Below are 20,839 nucleotides of genomic sequence, written 5' to 3' on the forward strand. Positions count from 1 at the left end.
GAGATGGGGGGATCTGCAAAGCGTGAAATCCTTAAAATACCGTTGAGGTTGCGTAAGTCCTAATAATGTTGAAACAGAAGGACAAAAGATGTGAATAACACTTTATCCTTCACACTTCTTGGCGGGTTATCCTGATTCACAGCTTGCCTTTCAAGGACGAAGAATTTAGGATTATCGGATTACATCTCCACCACTTCGGGGATTAGCGGGTTCAAACCCCGCACCCGCCCTTTACCAAACTTAAGAAAAAACTTGTGTAGATATAGTATTTCCCAATCTGCTGAGGTACAAATTTATCTGCGTCCATCAGCTACAGGCTGCGGTTAATTATTTCTTACCGTATCTCACGAAAGGGAAAACTGCTACAACATTATAACCTTTCACATTTAGTTAACCAAGTTCTCAATAAAATTGAGAATAGGCTTCCAAAAGATCCCAGTTAACATGTAAGGAGCATATTCAAAAAGCGGTGATGTTTGCTCGTTAACTTGCTTAAATGGAATACACTCTAGTACAAAAGGAACAATGTAAGTCAGTGCATATGCAGTTGCTAGTGCTGTATTTAACTGAGGTGGGGAACCTGGTATAGGACTGTGATAGATACCCAGTACGATGAAACCAAACATTAAAAATTGTTTCCAAAAAGAAAACACTTGTAATGGTAAAAAACAAAATACCTTAGAACTACGAACATCTTTTCTTTGCCGCATTCCCAATAAGACAGCCCAAGTAGCAGCCCCAACTATTCCATCATCTTTCAGTCCGTAAGTTCTTTGAAAATGTTTTACGGCTCTTTCCGTTTGGCGATCAAAAACTCCATAAGGTTCCTTTTTAAAAAATCCTTCTTTGTGCAAAATACTTTGTAATTCGTTCACTGACTCTTGTAATTTGGGTGTCAAAATTTTCATATCACGATAAATCATGGGATAACAAAGACAAGCCCAAGTTAGCGCTCCAACGATTCCATCAACATATAGATTATTTTTTCTTTGAAATTCCTTAACAGCTTCCTCAGTTTCTGCATCAAACTTACCACTAATATTTGCAAGAAATCCTTGAGTATGTAGTCTTTTCTGCAACTCATTAATAGCATCCTGTACAAATGTTGGTGTAAAGTCTTGGTGAAGTATAGGACGCTTTGTGAATAGATAAAATTGTTTTCCGTCAGGAAAGGATACTTTTGATTTTTCCGGTTTAAAAAAAGAGATCGCGGAGCGTTTCCATCTTTTCATCAAAGTTCTCCTATAAGTAGAGTGTATTACTTTTTGCAAAAGTTCTATTGATACTGCTACAATTGAGTGAGTTAAATTTGTATCTGCTGAAAATTCCCTCTCAGTGCGATCGTGTAAAAAGCGTTAACACTAGCGTAATTAAAGAATTAAAAACAGACAATTAACAATGTTAATAATTTGTTAGTTCTTTGTTAAAAATTTATCTATTAAAATGTTATTAGATACAGAAAAGTAAACAAAAACAATCAAATTATCGGGTAATATTTATGTCACATCGCTCCGAAGATTGGAATTTACCCAAAAGCTGGAATCGCAATATTTTGCGGGAATGGGATATAGATCGTCTACTGACTGATTTGGAGGCAGCAACACAAAAACGATACAGACGGGATACAAGAAAAGACTTATTACTGGGATTATTATGCGGGTATAGCCTAAAAAAAATTGGTATAGATCTGCTGAAAAAGAATGCTGTTATCCGAACAACTGTAAGCGGTATATACAGAGATATAGAAGCCTTGACGGGAGAACCAAATAAAAGTGTGAAGTCAGGTAACTTGGTGTATATTCTGGAAAGACATGGGTATCGTAAAGGCACTGCGGTATCTAGTATCAGTAGTTCCACGATCGCTCATAACTTACCCGCCCCTACTTACACGGAATTTATTGGGCGTGAGGCGGAAATGAAACTTCTACTGCAACGACTTTCACCCACCCACGCCGCTCATGTCATTACAGTAGACGGGATAGGAGGTGTAGGTAAAACTGCTTTGGTTTTAGCAGCAGCCTATCATTGCCTAAAAGCTAGTCAGAAAAATCTCTCTACCGCACCCAAATTTGAAGCTATTATTTTCACTTCAGCCAAACAACAAGAACTCATTCCCAACAGTATTTTGCGAAAAAATCAGGGACAGCGCAATCTTCGGGATATTTTTCGCGAGATTGCTCATACTCTCAACGACCCTACTATAATTCAATCTCCTCTCGACGATCAATTCGATCGCGTCCGCCAAAGTCTCTCCAAACAAACAACTCTCCTGATTGTTGACAACATGGAAACAATAGAGGAGACGGAAAAAGTTATTGGGTTCTTGTACGACTTACCCGCACACGTCAAAGTTATCTTAACGACTCGCGAACGAATTGCTTTACTTCCCATCAGTCTTCGACATTTACCATTAGATGATGGATTGAAATTAATTCAACAGCAAGCTGAAGAAAAAGGAGTTACGATCTCCGATGGGGATTCAAGTTTACTATATAAAAGGACTGGAGGAATTCCCCTTGCTATTGTTTATGCGCTCGGTCAAGTCTCTAGTGGCTATTCATTAAATTTTGTGCTAGAAAGACTAGCTTTAACAACAAGCGATGTTGCTCGTTTTTGCTTTGACCAATCAGTACAAAGTATCAAGGAAAAACCAGCTAGCAAATTATTATTGTCCATAGCAATTTTTCCCGATCCTCCAACACTTGCTGCTGTAGCTGAGGTAGCTGGACTCACAGCAGCCCCTGACTCTGTCAATGATGGTTTAGCACGTCTTCAGCAACTCTCGCTAGTGAATTTAAACCAAGAAACTGGACGGTATGAAATGCTTTCTCTAACAAGAGAGTACGTTCTAGCCGAACTTGCTGCATATCCAGATTTTGAAAAAGAAGCACGTTGGCGCTGGGTAAGATACTACCAAGAGTTTGCCCAACGTAACGCAGGGGAAGATTGGGAAAAGTGGATACACTACAGCAAGTTAGACGAAGAGCAAGGAAATTTACAAGCAGTTCTTTATTGGTGTAAAGACCAAGATTTCTATGAAGAAATCAGAGATCTATGGCTGCTTTTATATCATTATGTCAACCTTTACGCTTACTGGTACGATCGCTTGGATTGGTTGCAATGGCTAATAGAACAATCGGAACGGAGAAATGAATGGTCATCTTTTATAAAATTCTCCATCCGAAAAAGTTGGCTGTTAATTCGGATGTGTTCACAACAGGATTTGCAAGAAGCAGAAGAAATTTTGCGACGGACATGGATACTTCGAGATCGTGCAGATTTCTGCGTTCAAGCTGACTTAGCAGAAGGAACAGCTAGGTTGAAAATCCGACAAAAAAGGTATAAAGAAGCAAAGCGCTGGTTAACACTAGAAGAAGAATTCGTTCAACAAGCCGAACTAGAAGAACGACAACACGCTCGTTATATAATTCCCGTTCTCTACCATCGTGCCGAAATTTTTCATTTAGAAGATGAGTGGGTGAAAGCTAAAGCACTTTTTCAAGAAGTGATACAAAAAGCAGAAAATATTAACTGGCATCGAGTGATGAATTCTGCTCAAAATTGGCTAGCTGATATAGCTATAAAACAAGGTGAAAAGCACGAAGCTCAACAGTTAATCACTAAAGGTTTGACGGTAGCCGAAAGTAGTAACAACAAACGGCGTCTGGCTCGCTATCAACGTTCTTTTGCTCGTTGGGAAGAACAATGGGGGAGTATAGAATCAGCTCGTCAATACGCAATTAAAGCAATGAATGGTTTTCATCTTTTAGGAATGTTACGTGATGTAGAAGAAATGAAATTGTTTCTTGAGACTCTGGGATGATATAAGCGAGGGCATAAGATTTTTTTAGAAAAATATTTATTTGACATAAATGCTCAAGCCTGGTATTAGCCTTTTATATTGATTGAGAAAGTTGGAAATCCGAGCGCACTTCTGAACACATTCTTTCAAAATGAAATGACTTCATATGTCTTACAATTTGGTATGATTTAAAATCAGCAAATTAATTCTATTGATTAAATAATGATTCCGGAGTTTGATGAAATTGGTAATTTACCACCTGGAGTTCATTTTTGCAATTGGGAGGAATTTAAAGCAAGGTTTGGATATACGTATAAACGAATGCAAATGATTCAGGGATGGAAGCAGTAATGGCAGAATTAAAAACTGCTGGATGCCGAGTTTTTTATGTTAATGGCTCCTTTGTAACAAACGAACCCAAGCCAAGAGATTTTGACTGTTGCTGGGATAGAGATGATGTTAATATAGAGTACCTGAGACAAAATGCACCACTGATATTAAAGTTTTATGACAGTGCAGCACAGAAAGCTAAATATCGAGGTTAAATTTATCAATCCGATCAACCCGTGGATGAATCTACAATATCAATAGAGTTTTTTCTACGCGATCGCCAACAAAACCTCAAGGGCATTATAGCTATTAAATTATTGGAGTGGGAGCCATGATTAAAGATGACAAGGAATTAGCTTATTCCAAGGAATGGGTCAGAAAATTTACTGAAGCTAATCGAAAAATCAAGGCAAATAAAGAAAAGCGATTGACCGATCCTGATGGTTGGCAATTATCCCAAGAATCTAACAATGCACTTCAGCAAAAAATCCTAGATGAAATAACGGAATATGAAGCATTAGTTGCTCACGATCCCGAAAAACCAATTTTTTTAGAAATAGAAAATCTTGATTACTTACCCGATCTCTTAATCAAAGCTAGAATAGCCATGAAGCTAACTCAAAGAGAATTAGCAGTATTTTGTCAGCGGACTGAAGAAAAAATCAAATCTTTTGAGGATAAAAAGTATCATAATGCTAGTTTCCTAGATTTTGCTAATGCAATTGATGTACTAGGAATTAAACTAGTTAATGGCAAGTTTATTGCTGAAATGGACGATTTTTATAAGCAAAGATTAATAGATATACGTCGAGATTCAGAACTGGTTGCCTGATTTAGAGCGCGATCCAAACAACTATTCTTTATTGCATAAATACGCTTTGCAATTACTCCCTCAATATATTGTGGAGACAGTAGATAAGTTTGAGCCTAAATTTTACGGCGAAAAAACCTTCAAATATCCACTGTTTACAAGTTTGGGACCAAGATCTTTTTTGTACCTGAGTTCCCGGTCGTCCCATACACAGTATGCCTGATTTGTCAATAGCTTCTACTGGATCGGCGCTCTAGTGCAGCTAACCATACAAGGCAACAAGCCCACCAGTCGCCATTCCCCGCTAAAGGCTTAAAATTGGTAGGTAGAGAGCAAAACACTGTATAAAGTTTTGTAAAACCAAGTAAAGCCTTATAAATGACAAAAATATGAGTAAAACATTTTCTCAAGATGAAAGCCACCAGATGCTGAAGTGGCTGAACCATAATCGACAGATGTTATTGGAGCTCTATCGAAATCAGTATGTTGCTTACAATGCTAATGGCTTGATTGCTCATAGTGAAAACCTCCGCGAGGTTTTAGATTTGGCAGAAGCTTCAAACCAACCTTTTGCACTTTATTTAGTTCCGCTCCGCACTGCTTCTATTCAAATTTTGCCAATACGCTTTCGTACTGTAACTCGCCATGATTGATAGCCCAATTATCATGTGAAACTCAGGCATAGAGATATAGAGATTTCTACAACCATGTTAGTAGATTCCGGTGCTGAACTGAGTTGAATTTCATTAAAAGTTGGTCAGGATTTAGGATTTACTTTAGCTGATGCGGAATCAACATCAACTTTATTGGCAGAAGCTATAGGTGGAAGAGTGGAGTATGTTTTACGCAATGTTGAAATGACAATTGATGAGTATAGTTTTCTTGCTCCTGTAGCATGGTTACAAACTGGTACAGGCGGAGAGCAATTGCTTTTGGGGCGGGAAGTCGTATTTGATAAATTTGATATTGAGTTTAGGCAAGCGGACGAGAAAATTCTCTTTAAATGGCGTGAAGATTGTCTGCAGTTCCCATCATGTCAGCAATCAAAACGATTTGATCGACTTCCGACAGAGTAAGCAAAGTAGTAAATATTCTTCATTCTGGCTTGAGTATACTGAGTTCAAAGAAATAACTGAGTCAGATTTTTCTGAATACTTGTCCAATTTAGAGGATTATGAGAATAAATTGACTCGTGGAGAAATTTAGTTGTAAAGATTATACGGAGGCGGAGCCTCCTTGGAAGGCATTCCCAGGCGGAGCCTGGGAACGAGGTGGGAGGTGTTAAATTCCGTAGATTCCCGACTTCTTGAAGAAGTCGGGAATTTTAGTGTATCAACTCATGGGAAAATACCGTTGCTATAAAAGTTTTATTTATACCCTATATCAGAATTACTTATGTATTTTTAGTACCTTAATTGCCATACAGTGGTTTTACAGCAACTGCTCATATTGGAGCGTGCTCATCTTCATGATGAAAACTTTTGTAAAATTTTTTGCTGTTTTGGGTGCGGAGTCAGTATGAATGCAAGTCTAATCGTCTCAAATATTCTCAATCCACCAGTTTTATTCTTCTTTCTGGGGATGGTAGCGGTTTTTGTAAAATCAGATCTTGAAATTCCAGCTCCTTTTCCGAAACTGTTATCCCTATACTTGCTTTTCTCGATAGGATTTAAGGGAGGAGTGGAACTTGTCAAAAGCGGAGTGACCCAGGAAGTAGTTTTAACGCTCCTGGCAGCCATACTTATGGCTTGTTGTGTTCCAATTTATACATTTTTTGTTCTGAAACTGAAGCTAGATATCTATGATGCGGCTGCGATCGCAGCAACCTATGGCTCCATCAGCGCTGTAACATTCATCACGGCTGGGTCATTTCTGAACGAACTGGGAATTGCATTCGATGGTTATATGGTGGCTGCTTTAGCACTTATGGAATCCCCGGCTATTATCGTCGGTTTGATTCTTGTCAATCTATTTACAGCCGATTCAAAAGAGCGGGATTTCTCCTGGTCAGAAGTTTTACAAGAAGCGTTCTTGAACAGTTCTGTCTTTTTACTAGTCGGAAGCCTTTTTATTGGAGTGCTGACAGGAGAACACGGTTGGAAAGTTTTAGAACCCTTTACTCAGGGATTATTCTACGGTATTTTGACATTCTTTTTACTTGACATGGGACTGGTAGCCGCTAGAAGAATTAAAGACTTGCAAAAAACGGGCGCTTTCCTGATATCTTTTGCGATACTAATTCCAATCGTCAATGCAGCTATTGGACTTCTTATTGCGAAATTGATCGGAATGCCTCAGGGAGACGCACTTTTGTTTGCAGTATTGTGCGCCAGTGCTTCTTACATCGCCGTTCCTGCAGCCATGAGGTTAACGGTTCCAGAAGCAAATCCGAGCTTGTACGTTTCTACTGCTCTGGCTGTAACGTTTCCTTTCAATATCATCGTGGGAATTCCACTATATCTGTACGGAATTAATATGTTTTGGAGATAAGATCATGCATCCGGTTAAACGAATAGAAATCATTGTAAATTCAGTTGAGCTTGGAAAAATTTTAGACGGCTTAAAACAGGCAGAGATTTCAGGGTACTTGTTGCTCCGAAATGTTGCCGGACACGGTTTTAGAGGTGGCTCCGAAGATTTAGACATGACCATGCTGGATAATGTTTACGTGATTGCTTTTTGTGTTCCAGACAAAATCAAACGTACAGTGGAAATCATTCGACCAATCCTGAACAAATTTGGAGGCTCTTGCTACATCTCAGATGCAACAGAAATTCGCTCAATGAGATGTATTGCCTCATTGTAAAGGATGAAGGATGAAGTATCTAGGACTGATACATAGCCTCCTTTATTAGGTGGTTTTGGGGGAATCTGCAACGCGTGAAATCCTCATCAAAATACTGTTGCAGTTCTTTAAGTCTTGGTATGAAGTAAACTTTCAGAATTCAAAATTCAAAAGCAAAAGTTCAAAAGCAAAAATCCAAAATAGTATCATGAATGAAAATTATGGATTGATGGATCGCCGCCATTTCTTAAACCTAACAGGAACGAGTGGAATTGCCTTAGTAGCCGCTGTTACGGGAAGTGCTTTTTGGAGCATACATCCCAAGCAAGCAATTGCTGACTCAGTTCCACCCTTAGACCCCGATGCTGCTTTAAAACGGTTGATGGACGGCAATCAAAGGTTCGTTCAGCAAAAGGGTAACCATCCAGATCAATCAAAAGCACGAATCAAAGAAGTTGCCCAAGCACAACATCCCTTTGCAGCTTTGCTGTGCTGTGCGGATTCGCGAGTGCCTCCAGAAATTTTGTTTGATGAAGGAATTGGTGATTTATTTGACATCCGTGTTGCCGGAAACATTGTGACAGATGAGGTGCTTGGCAGCCTGGAATATGCTGTAGACATCCTTAACACTCCTTTGATTATGGTTTTAGGTCATGAACGCTGCGGTGCTGTCACAGCAGCAGTTCAGGGAGAACCTCTCCCCGGTCATATTGGTTCTTTTGTTAAAGCCATCAAACCAGTTATCTCTAAAACCAAAGGTGAATCATCAGACGATCCGGTTGATAAAGCCGTGATTGCAAACGTTCAATATCAAATTAAGAAATTGAAACAGAATTCAAAGATTGTATCTCAACGATTATTGGAGGGTAAGCTTAAAGTTGTTGGAGGTCGTTACGACCTTGATACTGGAGAAGTTGGTTTGATATAACCAATTTTCATTGTATGTAGAGACTAGCATGGCTAGTCTTTTGTTATACAGCAGATTTCAACTTAGTGAGGTACAAAAATTACCCCCCTTTCATCCCCCCTTACCCAGGGGGGAAAGAGGGGGGTGTACCTCATTCAGATTAAATGAAATTCGTGATAGGCTCGCCCGGTTTTGCCTTCTTAAACTTGGTACCAGTTGTACCATTAGCCACTTTTTGCTTCACCTTGGGATAAGCCTCATCAGGTAGCGAAACGTAACCGACTGATTCAACCCATTTCCACGAATTTTCTATGTAGAAATTCACAAAGTCTTTCACAGCTGGTTTGCTATCCAGTGACTTCTTACTTACATAAATAAACAAAGGTCTAGACAAAGGCGTGTAAATATTTTTGACAACATTGTCTACTGGAACAGGCTTTTCACATTTTCCTTTAGGGCTTTCTACAGCAACTAAGTTTAGCTTATCTTGATTCTGCAAATAGTAAGATATCCCAACATACCCAAGAGCGTTTTCATCACCAGCAACCCCCTGGACAAGAATGTTTTGGTTGTGACTTGGAGTGTAGTCCGTGCGTCCATTTTTTGCTTTTCCAGTGATAGCTTGTGTGAAATAATCAAATGTTCCCGTATCAGAAGCTGGAGCATACAGCTTTAAGGGTTTGTTAGGAAACTTGGGATTCACTTGATTCCAGGTTTTGATTTTATTAGTTGCTTTTGCATTCCACATCTTTTTCAATTCATCAATCGTCAAACATTGAACGAAGTTATTTTGACGATTGGCAATGACAGCAATTCCGTCAAGAGCAATAGGTATTTCTACAAAGGTAATATCCTTCTTGGCACAAGTTTTAATTTCTTCATCTCTGATGGTACGTGATGCACCAACAATATCAATATCACCTGCACAGAACTTACTTATGCCACCTCCCGTACCGCTTGAAGCAACGCTCACATTTGCTTTTGGTGAAGCTTTCTCATATTCTTCCGCAACTGCTAGAGAGATGGGAAAACCTACAGCCGCACCATCTATACTCACCTCTGTTGCCTTCTCGTTGGCTCTATTACAAGAAGTTATACCGAGCGTTAAAACCACCAAAGATGTTAATAATCCCTGACACTTGAATTTGCTGTAAAAGCTCATAACTTAAATTCCTGTACGCTGTTTTTCTGATTAATAACCATTAACTGCCCGTTGAGCCATTTATGCCTTACTCGCAGTCCAAATTTTGTCGAAAATTGCCCCATCATTAAAAAATCTATTTTGAAGAAGATCCCAACCTCCTAAATCATGAGCAGTAAAAAAGGTTTGAATTGGGGGATAATTCTTCGCCACTTCTTCAAGAACAGCGGGGTTAACGGGACGGTATCCTAACTTGGCAAATTCACGTTGGGCTTCTGTTGAGTAAAGAAAATCTACAAATGCCTCTGCAACTTCTTTAGTGCCATGTTTCTCAACGTTTTTGTCTACTACAGCGACAGGGTTGTCGATGGAAATATTCACATTAGGCACTACGTAAGGTAATTTCTGACCGTTCTGCTCAGCCAAAAAAACTTCGTTTTCGTAATTGATTAACACATCTCCCTTTCCTTGTTGGAAAAAGAGATCGCTAGCATCACGCGCACTTGGGGCTAGCACGGGGACGTTTTTATAAACATTAGTCGTAAAGGTTTGTGCTTGCGTTTCGTCACCGCCTGTTTGAGTGACAGCACCCCAAAAAGCTAAAAATTCCCAAATAGCAATACCAGAAGTTTTGGGGTTAGCAACAATGACTTTCACACCATCTTTTGTCAAATCTGTCCATGTATTGATACCTTTGGGATTCCCTTCACGGGTTACGATCGCCGCTACAGACCTAGTTACAATGCTACTTTTAGGCGCTTTCGATTCCCAGTTCTTTTCAATTAAACCAGCTTGCTGAATTTTATTGATATCAAGGGGAAGTGCTAGGTGTACGACATCAGCTTCTTGTGAACCTTTAATCACAGCTTCGGCTTGAGTTCCAGATGCACCGTAACTCTGCTCAAAAATCACATTTTGACCGTGTTCTTTCTTCCACTTTTCTACAAATTTAGGAATGATTCGATCGTGAGCTGCCTGAGTTACTGAGAATGAAACGAGGTTCAATTTGACATCGGGTTTGGTAGCTGAGGTGCTTCCAGAACAGGCTGCGATCGCAACACTCAAGCTAGCACCTACCAGAAAAAGACACACAAAGTCTCGAAGAGATTGTCCGTTTGACCCACTTCCTGCTATTCTGTTGCTCCAGTGTTTGATAACCCAAAAAACTTCCTTCACGTAACTCTGGATTTGCCCAATCCAGTGTGTCCCCACCATCAACCTATTTTGCCACTTGGTCATTATAGTTCTCCGTATCTATACGGCTGATTGAGCGTATTACCGTATTTTTATGGAATTCTAAATCACTTTAGTGGTTTTTTCATCCTGCTTTAATCTTCTTTAATCTATCCCCACTGAGTCAACAGCTTTGACGCAACTTGTTGACTTAAAAGCCCCGTTATTGAGAATGAAAAGCGGTCTGTTAAAATTCAGTACATAATTAAAATATTGAATTCTGGCAGCCGCTCATGACTCAGCAGCTTTTTGACACGGAAGAAATCGTCACTGAGCTTGACATCAGCCATTTGGTTATCGAGGACGATACGCCTGTGGATAATTTTCAGTCAGAAGAGCAGCAACGGTTATTGGTAGAACCGCTATACAGTTCCAAAGCATTGCCATCTCCTTTCCTAGCGGCTGCGAATGTAGGATTGTTCTACAAACTCAAGGGCGAGCCGATCGTTCCTGATGTTTTACTGAGCTTGGGTGTACAGCGACCCGATGACTTCTCCGAGCGACGCAATCGATCGTACTTTGTGTGGGAGTTTGGCAAAGTGCCTGAAGTTTGCATCGAAATCGTCTCGAATCAGGAAGGCGACGAGTTAGCATTGAGCAAAAAATCGCGGCAGAAAGGCAAAACGACAATCAAGAAAGACCTCTACGCCCAGATTGGAGTGCGCTATTACGCTGTATTCGATCCTTTGAAGCATATTCAAAGTAAAGATGAAATGAATGGGGCATTGTTGCGTGTATGGTCGATTTCGCCAGAGGGCTATGCTGAGTTAACGCCTCCGGAAGGAATTAGCAAAATTGGGCAGTCGATTTGGCTAAATGCTGCTGGAATTGGCTTGATATTGTGGGAAGGGCAGTTCGAGGAAGACGTGACGCGATTGTGGCTTCGGTGGTGCGATCGCAATGGGCAAGTGATTCCCACTGGAGCAGAACGGGCAGACGAAGCAGAAGCAAAGGCACAGCGACTTGCTGAACGGTTGCGATCTCTAGGCATGAATCCAGACGAGATTTAGTATCAGGTTGAAACCGATAAAAATCTGAATCCCCCTGTTTCAGTCGAGACGCAGGGCTGTTTCATTCGGTAAGGAGGAAGAACTTGTCAATATCATTTCCATTTTGAGGCTCAGTAGTGGATGACCATACCTTATATCCAACTCTTGTGCAACGACTTGAAACCCAAAAGTTTCATAAAGATATCTTGACTGAGGAAGCCCATCAACAGTCCAAAGATATAACTTTGGAAATGCCTTTTTACGACAAAAATGCAGTGCTTGCTGAAGAAGAGCTTTACCAATACCTTGACCTTGGTAAACCGGATCGAGAATAAACCAACGCAATCGTGCTTCGTGCTTATTGTTTGAATTATCAGCATTTCCTTGTACTGCAATAGAACCTACGAGACGCTCATCTGCTCGAGCAGTCAGCAAAAGGTCGCGTTCCATATCGTACTGCTCGCAAAAGTCGCAAAGTTCTCTAGCCATCAATATTTCAAACTCTGCACCTACACTCCAACATCGGTTGTAATAGATCCCATGCAGTTCGGTAATACGTCCGATACAGCCCGGTTGGTATCCTTCAACGTAAATTGCATTGCTTTGTTTAAACATACTTGTTTCTGAATGGGTGTGTCAGTTTTGATAAGGTTTGCTACGTTCCCAGATTTGCTCAAAAGCTAAATTCATCATTGCTACCATGCCTTTGTGCTTAACTGCGATCGCAGTCAAGCTAGGCGGACTACCCACAGGGTCTTGCATGGAGACCAGCACAACATCGTCATCAAACGCCTGCATCTTAATCGGCAATTCGCTTATCAAACGAATTTCTTGTCCCCACTCATAAAAAGTACTAAGCCAAATACGGAGTTCATCATCTTCAAGAGCAGACATTTCATAAATTGCGCGATACCTCACTCCACGAGAAAGTGGTTCGCGAATAAAACGCCAATTCTGCTCCTTTGTAAGAACAAAGGGACGTTTGATGCACGAGTTGACTTGAGTGCGAACCGTTCGTGCTAATGCTAGCGCCCTGCTAGCTATCCGAGACGGATTACCCAGTACGTCGATATATTCAAGTGGATCGTTCTGACCTCGCCCAATTTGATAAATCGGAGACAATTCTTGAATCAAATCTTTTGTATGAGCAACTATCCGCTGTCGCTCTTGTTCAAGTTTCTCAGTACGCTGTGTACTCACTACTTCCAGTGCCATACTTGGGTCGAGAGCAAAATAAGAACGCGGAGTTGTGTCTTTAGAAATACATAACCCCTTTTCCTCAAGAGATTCTAAGACATCATAAATGCGTTGTCGTGGAATCTTTGCCCGTGCAGCCAATTCTGTAGAAGTGAAACTGCTTCGCCCCAAGAGCGCCAAGTAGGCTGTAGCCTCATATCCAGTCAAACCTAATTCATTGAGTAGCTCAATTTGCTTTTCCACGTGCTTTTAGCTGCCTGTTCTTGCCATAGCTTTTTTTGTTACCACTTTATAGTGGTGTCATTAAGACAATATCACCACTACCAAGTGGTGTCAAAGAATCTTTCGATAGTGTTAATCTCACTCTTAGACACCATCTAATGGCAGAAGATAAATATTTCCATGTCCCTGAAGATATGGGATGCAGTCCGCAGCTTAACACAGGAGCTATTGATGCATTTAGAGCCTATTGTTTCTTTCGCCATTTTGTTAACTGTCATCTTAATAGTCCCTCTCATCTTTGAGCGCTTTAAGATACCGGGATTGTTGGGTTTGTTGGCAGCAGGCGTTGTTTTGGGACCTCAAGGCTTGGGTCTATTTCAAAATGAATCGGAAACCCTCAAGCTTCTCTCAGGCATTGGGTTGATTTACTTGATGTTTGTAGCGGGGCTGGAAATTGATATGGAACAGTTTCAGCGAACCAAGCATCGTTCTGCAGGATTTGGAACTTTTACTTTCCTCATACCATTGATTGCAGGAACAATAGTGGGGCGAATGTTTGGTTTTGGTTGGAATGCTTCTGTTTTAATTGGCTCCTTGTTTGCTTCTCACACCTTGCTGGCATATCCTATCATTAGTCGGCTTGGAGTCATTAACAATGAAGCTGTGACTGTTACCATCGGTGCAACCATTTTCACGGATATTGGCTCACTGCTTGTACTTGCAGTGTGTGTAGGTATTCATCAAGGAGAATTTTCGGCATTTAGTATAACCAAGCTGCTACTGGGACTCGTTATTTATTCTGCGATTATTTTGTTTGGTTTTAAATGGTTGGGGCATCAATTCTTCAAACGCACTGGAGACGAAGAAGGAAACCAATTTTTGTTTGTTCTGTTAGTCGTTTTTATCTCCGCGTTAGGCGCAGAAGTTATTGGCGTAGAAAAGATTATTGGTGCATTTCTTGCTGGATTGGCGGTGAATGAGGTCATCGGTTCGGGACCTGTGAAAGAAAAGGTTGTGTTTGTTGGGAATGTCTTATTCATCCCAATTTTCTTTGTTGATTTAGGCTTATTAATTGATATTCCAGGATTTATTAAAAGCATCAGTTCCATCTGGCTAACGGTAGCTATCTTGGTAGGTTTAATTGGTAGTAAGTTTGCAGCCGCACTCCTGGCAAAACTAGTTTACCGCTATAACTGGCGGGAAATGATTACCATGTGGTCTTTGTCTCTTCCCCAGGTAGCAGCTACATTGGCAGCAACTTTAGTCGCTTACAGAGCCAAGTTGGTCACTGAAGATGTGCTCAATGGTGTCATAGTTCTGATGATGGTGACAGCGACATTGGGACCACTGATCACAGCCCGCAGCGCACCTGGGTTGGTCACAATGGGTAATAGTCCCGATGATGAAACAGATGAAACAAATGGGTCAATGCTTGGCTGGAGAAATGAACCTGCTGAAGGATTCACTGTGGTTGTCCCCGTTCGCAATCCGGAAACGGAGAGAGCTTTGATTGAAATGGCAGGACTTATAGTGCGCCGCGAAAAAGGTAAAATTCTGGCTTTAGCTGTGACACCCGCCCATATGCATATGGACTCTCCGGAATTACAAACAAACCTACAGCAAAATAAAATTCTTCTATCCAATGCAGTGGCACTCGGTCAAGAATTGGGTGTAGAAGTAGAACCTATAACACGGATCGATTACAACATTCCTCAGTCTATTAGCCATGTGAGTCGAGAGCAAAATGCTGACTTAGTTGTCATGGGTTGGGGTAGAACAACGGGATTGCGTGCGCGTTTGTTTAGTGGTGTCATAGATCGAGTGCTTTGGGCATCTCACTGTCCGGTGGCTGTCACCCGTCTGTTGGACTCTCCCAGTAACATACAGCGAATTTTGATACCTATTGAAAATTTGACCCAAGAGTCAGTGCGGATCGTGCAATTTGTAAAAATTCTAGCAAATGCCAATCAAGCAGAAGTTACATTACTTCACGTGTGCGATCGCCGGACTTCTGCCGCCCGAATTTCTTGGATGAAATCCCAGTTGGAACTACTTGTTTCCAGATACTTCCCTCAAAGCCCTACAAACATTCAAGTCATACCAGCAGATAATGTAGTGAGTACTATTGTCAGAGCATCTCAATCAACCGACCTTGTAGTCTTGCGATCGCGCCGTCGGCGATTGAGTATAGGTCAGGTAGCCGTCAGCGACGTAACAACTGAAGTCGTTCAGCAAATACGTTGTTCGGTCGTCCTGCTGGGAGAACCACAGGGCTATCAGGAAAGTGTACGAAAACCCAGAGTGATTGTGCAGAATGTATCTTCTTGAGGGACTGGGGACACGGAGACACGGCAGACACGCAGACACGGAGACACGGCAGACACGGGACACGGGGACACGGGGAAAATTATCCCTTGTCTACCATGTCCCCCCTCTCCATGTCTCCCTTCCACTCCTCCCAATGCCCCTAGCGATGTGCTCGGGATTGCGATGATAGAGAAAAGATCTGATTCTTTGTTTTTATTCTTCCAAAAGCCATGACCTTCGACTACGACCTGTTTGTCATTGGTGCTGGTCCTGGGGGACTAGCAGCCGCCAAAAAAGCAGCAAGCTACGGTGCGCGTGTTGCCATTGCTGAAAAAGAAGCTATTGGTGGCACTTGTGTAAATCGCGGTTGTGTTCCCAAGAAACTCATTGTCCAAGCCGCCGATTTTGCTCTGAAAAATCAAATCGCGCTGAACTATGGATGGAGTGACTGCAAAACTTACTTTGACTGGACAAAATTCATCAAATCTGTAGATAAGCATATTGACAGCATCCAAGACTCCTATCTTGAACAATTACAAGAAGCGGGAATTGAACTCATTCGAGGTCATGCTAGCTTTACTAATGCTCACACTATAGATATAGATGGACGCAAATACACGGCTGATAAAATTTTAATTGCGGTAGGTGGATACGCCATCAAGCCAAAAATATCGGGGATTGAATACGCCCTGACATCTCGTGAGATGTTTCATTTACCCTACTTACCCAAAAGATTAGTCATCATTGGTGGTGGTTACATTGGCGTGGAATTTGCCAGTATGATGAACGCTTTTGGATGCGAGGTAACGGTCATAGATAAAGATGAAACAATTTTGTCGGGATTTGATATTGATGTCCGTAGGGGCGTTCAACAAGGGTTAAGCAAGCGAGGGATTCGTTTTATTAACAACAGCATGGTTAAAGAAATTAAATACTTGGAAGAACGCTTGCTTTTATTGGTTGGGGAATCAAGAAAAACAGTACCAGCAGATACGATTTTAGTTGCGACTGGTCGTGCTCCAAAGACAAAAAATCTTGGTTTGGAAAAGGTTGGAGTTGAACTCGAACAAAAAGGGACAATAAAAATTGATGAGTACAATCGCACGACTCAGGAAAATATTTTTGCCGTTGGTGATTGTACCAGCAGACCTCAATTAACACCTGTGGCAAAAGCACAGGGACAGGCTTTTGCCAATACAGTTTTTGGCAAAAACGAGCAAAAAATTAATTACGATGAAGTTCCTTCTGCTGTTTTTAGCCGTCCTGAAGGCGCGGGTGTAGGTATGACGGAGGCACAAGCACGCGAAAAATTTGGTGATTCTGTGAAATTCTATCGCCATTGCTTTCAACCATTGTCGTCTTTAACCAATGAGAGCGAACAAGCTACCATGAAGTTAGTCGTTGAAGGTAAATCAGAGCGTGTTTTAGGTGCTCATATGGTTGGTGAAAATGCTGCGGATATCATTCAAAGTCTCGCTGTTGCCATTCGGAAAGGTATTACCAAGCAAGACTTAGATGAATCTATTGGTATTCACCCAACTGTAGGTGAAGAGTTTCTCGATCTTTCCTAATTCATTAAAGGAAATTTAATTATGACATATGACTATAACCTGTTTGTTATCGGTGCTGGTTCTGGAGGTTTGGCGGCTTCCAAACGCGCTGCTAGCTACGGGGCAAAAGTAGCTATTGCCGAAAGTGACTTAGTAGGTGGAACCTGCGTGATTCGTGGCTGCGTTCCTAAAAAACTCATGGTTTACAGTTCTCACTTTCCGGCATTATTTCAAAATGCAGCTGGTTATGGTTGGAAAGTTGGTGAAGCCGAATTAGACTGGCAACATTTCATTACATCTATAGATAAAGAAGTTAGGCGGCTATCGGAACTCCATATTAACTTCTTAGCAAAAGCAGGTGTTGAACTCTTTAAAAGCCGTGCGACAATTGTAGACCCACATACTGTAGAAGTTGATGGGCGTAAGGTAACTACAGAGAAAATTTTGATAGCTGTGGGCGGACGGCCCGTTAAACCAGATATCCCTGGAATAGAAGATGCTATTACCTCTAACGAAATGTTTCACCTGAAGGAGAAACCAAAGCATATTGCCATCATTGGTGCTGGTTATATAGGTACCGAATTTGCCAGTATTATGCGTGGTTTGGGTTGCGAAGTGACACAAATCATTCGCAAAGACCTGATTTTGAAGGGTTTTGATGAGGATATTCGTTTGGCAGTCCAAGAAGAAACCATCGAGCACGGCGTGCGGATTGTTAAAAATTCTATCGTGGACTCAGTAGAACGAGTCCCGGAAGGATTAAAGCTAAATTTATCAGGAGAATACACAGAATCAATTGTTGCTGATGTTTTCCTTGCAGCAACGGGTAGAGCACCGAATGTAGAAGGGTTGGGTTTGGACAACGCAGGAGTTGATGTTGTTCCTAGTGATATAGAAGGACCGGGCTACAGTACCATGAATGCGATCGCTGTTAACGAATACAGCCAAACTTCCCAACCCAATATCTTTGCTGTCGGTGATGTGACTGACAGAATGAACTTAACCCCTGTCGCTATAGGCGAAGGTCGTGCTTTTGCAGATAGTGAATTCGGTGGTAACCGTCGTGTATTCAGTCATGAAGATGTTCCAACTGCCGTCTTTTCCACACCAGAAGCCGCTACAGTCGGTTTAACAGAAACCCAAGCCAAGGAAAAACTAGGAGATGACGGAGTTAAGATTTATCGCACTCGCTTCCGTCCCTTGTTCCATAGTTTGACAGGCGCAAGCGATCGAACAATGATGAAATTGGTCATAGATGCCAACACTGACAAAGTTTTAGGCGCTCATATGGTTGGAGATAACGCAGGTGAGATCGTTCAAGGTGTAGCAATTGCCGTTAAAATGGGTGCTACCAAAAAAGATTTTGATGCTACTGTTGGTATTCATCCCACATCCGCAGAAGAATTTGTCACGATGAGGTGATAAAGTTATTTGTCATTTGTCCGCCACTCTCGTTCCCAGCTAGAGGCTGGGAATGCATTACTAGAGGCTCTGCCTCTCACTCTAGGTAGAGTACAGGAGGCGGCACCCCATCGTAAGTCATTCTGTGGCGGAGCCACCGGATCGAGGTGTAAGAGATGATTTATAAAGTAAACATTAAGAAGAGCGTTTGTTGGGTTTCGTTCCTCAACCCAACCTACACAATACATTTATCGATCTCAGATTTACTTTATAAATAACCTCTAATGCCTACCGAATTTATTTACCTTCACGGTTTTGCATCAAGTCCTTGTTCTGCTAAGGCAATATACCTTCGCGATCGCTTTACCCAAGCTCATATTGAGTTAAAAATTCCTGATTTAAATGCAGGGGATTTTACAAACTTGACTATCACCCGTCAGTTGGCTCAAATCGCATTAGAATTACCAGATCCTTGTACGTCAGTCACCTTAATTGGTTCAAGTTTGGGTGGTTTAACTGCCGCCCATCTAGGACAGCAGCATCAACCAGTAAAACGCCTTGTGTTACTAGCACCTGCTTTTGGGTTTTTATCTCATTGGTTACCTAAGCTGGGGGATGAAGCGTTACAGCAATGGCAACAAGAAAAATATCTCATGGTTCATCATTATGGAGAGAAACGTTCTCTTCCTCTAAGCTATAATTTTGTTCTAGATGCGAATCAATATAAAGAGGAGATTTTGCAACGTCCCACTCCTACTCTGATTTTGCACGGCAAACACGATGAAGTCATTCCCATTCAAGCTAGTCGCGACTTTGCTCTCCAACGTCCTTGGGTGGAGTTACTAGAACTTGACAGCGACCACAGTTTAAGCAACGTCATGTCAGAAATTTGGCTAGCCATTCAACATTTTTGTCTGCTTACCACTAACCACTAACCATTAACTACTAACTCATTCATCATAACCATCGTCTGCTGAGCCATCACTGCCCAAAAGACGCGATATTCGTACTGTTTGTGGTAAAACACCTACCAAAAAAGCAAATGCTTCATCAGGTAACTGAGCAACAATTTCTGGGGGAAAATATTGCTCAAATTGATCTAAAACTTTCTGAACTCGCTGTTGAGGAACTGGATTTTCTGTGATTTGCTTAATCAATCTAATCCACTGTCTCCGGATCAAGTAAGCTTTTTGGCGTTCATCATGAGTCTCTGGAGTTAATAAAGATAAATTTCCTATTGGTAGCGCCCCCACACAATCGCGATCGTAATCGCCTCCTACAGCTGCTCCCGGTCCGGCAAACTCAGCATGGAAATGTTTAAAAAGTATTAAACCATTTCGCCTGCGACTGTTGACCATAAAAACTTTTCCGCTCAGCAGCATAGTTAGGAGATCCGAGCCATAGGGTTGCTCAGTTCCATCTGGCATGACAAAATAGTCAAGGAATCTGGTGTCAGGGTAATAAGTAGATACCATAGCAGACTGATAGCGTTGGCGCTTTGCGCTATCCATTTTTTCTCAAAATGGAATAGATTTGGGGATAGTTGGCAATTTGATAGATAAAAGGTTGTAAAATCGGAGTTTTGATTTTTAATATTAATAATTCCACAGCCTATTTACAAAAATTTTAATAAACAGACAATGTTCTGTATTAGAGTATTCATATTTTATGAGATTTAACTGGATTTGTCTCCAACTGTAGAAGTATTTTTTTAAAGTTTTTATAAAGATAGATACTTGGAATACAAAGTTATTGTAAGGATTCAACAAAAGATTTATCGTAATATTACTGATGTCAATCTAAATATCTAATCTACAAGAAAGCTTTTGCCGTTCTTATGGTATTTCACAGGCAGAAACAGCATAAAAAAAGTCTGTTTTAGGAAACTAGTGTTGACTAAAAACAAAACAGATAAACTTTTATCTGAGTGTATGAAGAATTATACACCTGTAAGATACAAATTTTTTTTTATTAAAAAATAATAAATTTATTTAGCAGTAAAGACCTCAAAAGATAAAATTCCTATAAATTTTAATACACCAGTGCCCAACATAAGCCTTCTAGTCCCTGGTCACTGGTCACTGGTCACTGGTCACTGGTTACTGTTTACTGGTCACTGGTCAAACGCTTTTGTAGGAGAATCTGCCGAGAAGGTCTCAGGAAA

19 protein-coding genes are annotated in these 20,839 nt (G+C 41.1%); 13 read left to right on the plus strand and 6 right to left on the minus strand.

What is annotated here, in order from left to right; all coding sequences use genetic code 11:
* Positions 1 to 386 precede the first annotated feature (386 nt).
* Positions 387 to 1,232 (minus strand): peptidoglycan-binding protein, encoded by an 846-nt coding sequence (locus tag F7734_RS52380; protein WP_155752177.1) that lies wholly within the window; start codon positions 1,230 to 1,232, stop codon positions 387 to 389.
* 266 nt (positions 1,233 to 1,498) lie between these two features.
* On the opposite strand from F7734_RS52380, the gene F7734_RS52385 reads away from it, so the two are divergent.
* The 8 genes from F7734_RS52385 (at position 1,499) to F7734_RS52415 (ending at position 8,656) form a co-directional block, all read left to right on the plus strand.
* Positions 1,499 to 3,823, plus strand: a complete 2,325-nt coding sequence (locus F7734_RS52385; protein ID WP_155752178.1) for an ATP-binding protein — start codon at positions 1,499 to 1,501, stop codon at positions 3,821 to 3,823.
* A 329-nt stretch (positions 3,824 to 4,152) separates the two neighbouring features.
* Positions 4,153 to 4,347 (plus strand): hypothetical protein, encoded by a 195-nt coding sequence (locus F7734_RS66520; RefSeq protein ID WP_347566437.1) that lies wholly within the window; start codon positions 4,153 to 4,155, stop codon positions 4,345 to 4,347.
* A gap of 116 nt (positions 4,348 to 4,463) precedes the next feature.
* A complete protein-coding gene (locus tag F7734_RS52395; RefSeq protein WP_155752179.1) occupies positions 4,464 to 4,964 on the plus strand; it encodes a hypothetical protein in 501 nt (166 codons plus the stop codon).
* 368 nt (positions 4,965 to 5,332) lie between these two features.
* Positions 5,333 to 5,596 (plus strand): DUF5678 domain-containing protein, encoded by a 264-nt coding sequence (locus F7734_RS61405; RefSeq protein WP_166482698.1) that lies wholly within the window; start codon positions 5,333 to 5,335, stop codon positions 5,594 to 5,596.
* Positions 5,597 to 5,749: 153 nt separating this feature from the next.
* Complete coding sequence (locus tag F7734_RS61410; protein ID WP_166482699.1) at positions 5,750 to 6,019, plus strand: hypothetical protein; 270 nt, start codon at positions 5,750 to 5,752, stop codon at positions 6,017 to 6,019.
* Positions 6,020 to 6,461: 442 nt separating this feature from the next.
* Positions 6,462 to 7,433, plus strand: coding sequence for a sodium-dependent bicarbonate transport family permease (locus F7734_RS52405; protein ID WP_155752180.1), 972 nt, complete (start codon positions 6,462 to 6,464; stop codon positions 7,431 to 7,433).
* 4 nt (positions 7,434 to 7,437) lie between these two features.
* The gene (locus tag F7734_RS52410; RefSeq protein ID WP_155752181.1) at positions 7,438 to 7,749 is read left to right on the plus strand and encodes a P-II family nitrogen regulator; all 312 of its coding nucleotides are present in this window, start codon (positions 7,438 to 7,440) and stop codon (positions 7,747 to 7,749) included.
* A 187-nt stretch (positions 7,750 to 7,936) separates the two neighbouring features.
* Positions 7,937 to 8,656: a carbonic anhydrase gene (locus F7734_RS52415; RefSeq protein WP_155752182.1), complete on the plus strand. Its 720-nt coding sequence runs from the start codon at positions 7,937 to 7,939 to the stop codon at positions 8,654 to 8,656.
* Between the two features lie 139 nt (positions 8,657 to 8,795).
* Here the strand turns inward: F7734_RS52415 and F7734_RS52420 are convergent, their stop codons facing one another.
* Positions 8,796 to 9,797 (minus strand): PstS family phosphate ABC transporter substrate-binding protein, encoded by a 1,002-nt coding sequence (locus F7734_RS52420; protein WP_155752183.1) that lies wholly within the window; start codon positions 9,795 to 9,797, stop codon positions 8,796 to 8,798.
* Positions 9,798 to 9,857: 60 nt separating this feature from the next.
* Complete coding sequence (locus F7734_RS52425) at positions 9,858 to 11,015, minus strand: sulfate ABC transporter substrate-binding protein (protein ID WP_155752184.1); 1,158 nt, start codon at positions 11,013 to 11,015, stop codon at positions 9,858 to 9,860.
* A 227-nt stretch (positions 11,016 to 11,242) separates the two neighbouring features.
* Here F7734_RS52425 and F7734_RS52430 point away from each other — a divergent pair, with 227 nt between their 5' ends.
* A complete protein-coding gene (locus F7734_RS52430; RefSeq protein ID WP_155752185.1) occupies positions 11,243 to 12,019 on the plus strand; it encodes a Uma2 family endonuclease in 777 nt (258 codons plus the stop codon).
* A 39-nt stretch (positions 12,020 to 12,058) separates the two neighbouring features.
* On the opposite strand, the gene F7734_RS52435 is transcribed toward F7734_RS52430, so the two are convergent.
* Positions 12,059 to 12,613, minus strand: a complete 555-nt coding sequence (locus F7734_RS52435) for a GNAT family N-acetyltransferase (RefSeq protein WP_155752186.1) — start codon at positions 12,611 to 12,613, stop codon at positions 12,059 to 12,061.
* A gap of 21 nt (positions 12,614 to 12,634) precedes the next feature.
* Positions 12,635 to 13,438 (minus strand): helix-turn-helix domain-containing protein, encoded by an 804-nt coding sequence (locus F7734_RS52440; RefSeq protein ID WP_166482700.1) that lies wholly within the window; start codon positions 13,436 to 13,438, stop codon positions 12,635 to 12,637.
* A gap of 159 nt (positions 13,439 to 13,597) precedes the next feature.
* Here F7734_RS52440 and F7734_RS52445 point away from each other — a divergent pair, with 159 nt between their 5' ends.
* The 4 genes from F7734_RS52445 to F7734_RS52460 all read left to right on the plus strand — a co-directional run bounded on the left by F7734_RS52445 (position 13,598) and on the right by F7734_RS52460 (position 19,610).
* Positions 13,598 to 15,745, plus strand: a complete 2,148-nt coding sequence (locus tag F7734_RS52445; RefSeq protein WP_155752187.1) for a cation:proton antiporter — start codon at positions 13,598 to 13,600, stop codon at positions 15,743 to 15,745.
* Positions 15,746 to 15,954: 209 nt separating this feature from the next.
* On the plus strand, positions 15,955 to 17,295 hold the full coding sequence (gene gorA, locus F7734_RS52450) for a glutathione-disulfide reductase (RefSeq protein ID WP_155752188.1): 1,341 nt from the start codon (positions 15,955 to 15,957) through the stop codon (positions 17,293 to 17,295).
* A 21-nt stretch (positions 17,296 to 17,316) separates the two neighbouring features.
* Entirely contained in the window at positions 17,317 to 18,696 is a 1,380-nt protein-coding gene (gor, locus tag F7734_RS52455) for a glutathione-disulfide reductase (RefSeq protein ID WP_155752189.1), read from the plus strand.
* 263 nt (positions 18,697 to 18,959) lie between these two features.
* Entirely contained in the window at positions 18,960 to 19,610 is a 651-nt protein-coding gene (locus F7734_RS52460) for a YqiA/YcfP family alpha/beta fold hydrolase (protein ID WP_155752190.1), read from the plus strand.
* Between the two features lie 15 nt (positions 19,611 to 19,625).
* On the opposite strand, the gene F7734_RS52465 is transcribed toward F7734_RS52460, so the two are convergent.
* Entirely contained in the window at positions 19,626 to 20,186 is a 561-nt protein-coding gene (locus tag F7734_RS52465; protein ID WP_155752191.1) for a hypothetical protein, read from the minus strand.
* Between the last annotated feature and the right edge of the window lie 653 nt (positions 20,187 to 20,839).

The sequence above is a fragment of the Scytonema sp. UIC 10036 genome, assembly GCF_009725235.1.

Bases quoted from the DNA above. Each gene is read 5' to 3' on its own strand.
- F7734_RS52445 (WP_155752187.1), top strand. From the start codon at position 13,598: ATGTCCCTGAAGATATGGGATGCAGTCCGCAGCTTAACACAGGAGCTA.
- gor (WP_155752189.1), top strand. From the start codon at position 17,317: ATGACATATGACTATAACCTGTTTGTTATCGGTGCTGGTTCTGGAGGT.
- F7734_RS52380 (WP_155752177.1), bottom strand. From the start codon at position 1,232: ATGAAAAGATGGAAACGCTCCGCGATCTCTTTTTTTAAACCGGAAAAA.
- F7734_RS52410 (WP_155752181.1), top strand. From the start codon at position 7,438: ATGCATCCGGTTAAACGAATAGAAATCATTGTAAATTCAGTTGAGCTT.
- F7734_RS52405 (WP_155752180.1), top strand. From the start codon at position 6,462: ATGAATGCAAGTCTAATCGTCTCAAATATTCTCAATCCACCAGTTTTA.
- F7734_RS52415 (WP_155752182.1), top strand. From the start codon at position 7,937: ATGAATGAAAATTATGGATTGATGGATCGCCGCCATTTCTTAAACCTA.
- F7734_RS52425 (WP_155752184.1), bottom strand. From the start codon at position 11,015: ATGACCAAGTGGCAAAATAGGTTGATGGTGGGGACACACTGGATTGGG.
- F7734_RS52430 (WP_155752185.1), top strand. From the start codon at position 11,243: ATGACTCAGCAGCTTTTTGACACGGAAGAAATCGTCACTGAGCTTGAC.
- F7734_RS52460 (WP_155752190.1), top strand. From the start codon at position 18,960: ATGCCTACCGAATTTATTTACCTTCACGGTTTTGCATCAAGTCCTTGT.
- F7734_RS52385 (WP_155752178.1), top strand. From the start codon at position 1,499: ATGTCACATCGCTCCGAAGATTGGAATTTACCCAAAAGCTGGAATCGC.
- F7734_RS61405 (WP_166482698.1), top strand. From the start codon at position 5,333: ATGAGTAAAACATTTTCTCAAGATGAAAGCCACCAGATGCTGAAGTGG.
- F7734_RS52395 (WP_155752179.1), top strand. From the start codon at position 4,464: ATGATTAAAGATGACAAGGAATTAGCTTATTCCAAGGAATGGGTCAGA.
- F7734_RS52465 (WP_155752191.1), bottom strand. From the start codon at position 20,186: ATGGATAGCGCAAAGCGCCAACGCTATCAGTCTGCTATGGTATCTACT.
- gorA (WP_155752188.1), top strand. From the start codon at position 15,955: ATGACCTTCGACTACGACCTGTTTGTCATTGGTGCTGGTCCTGGGGGA.
- F7734_RS52420 (WP_155752183.1), bottom strand. From the start codon at position 9,797: ATGAGCTTTTACAGCAAATTCAAGTGTCAGGGATTATTAACATCTTTG.
- F7734_RS66520 (WP_347566437.1), top strand. From the start codon at position 4,153: ATGGCAGAATTAAAAACTGCTGGATGCCGAGTTTTTTATGTTAATGGC.
- F7734_RS52435 (WP_155752186.1), bottom strand. From the start codon at position 12,613: ATGTTTAAACAAAGCAATGCAATTTACGTTGAAGGATACCAACCGGGC.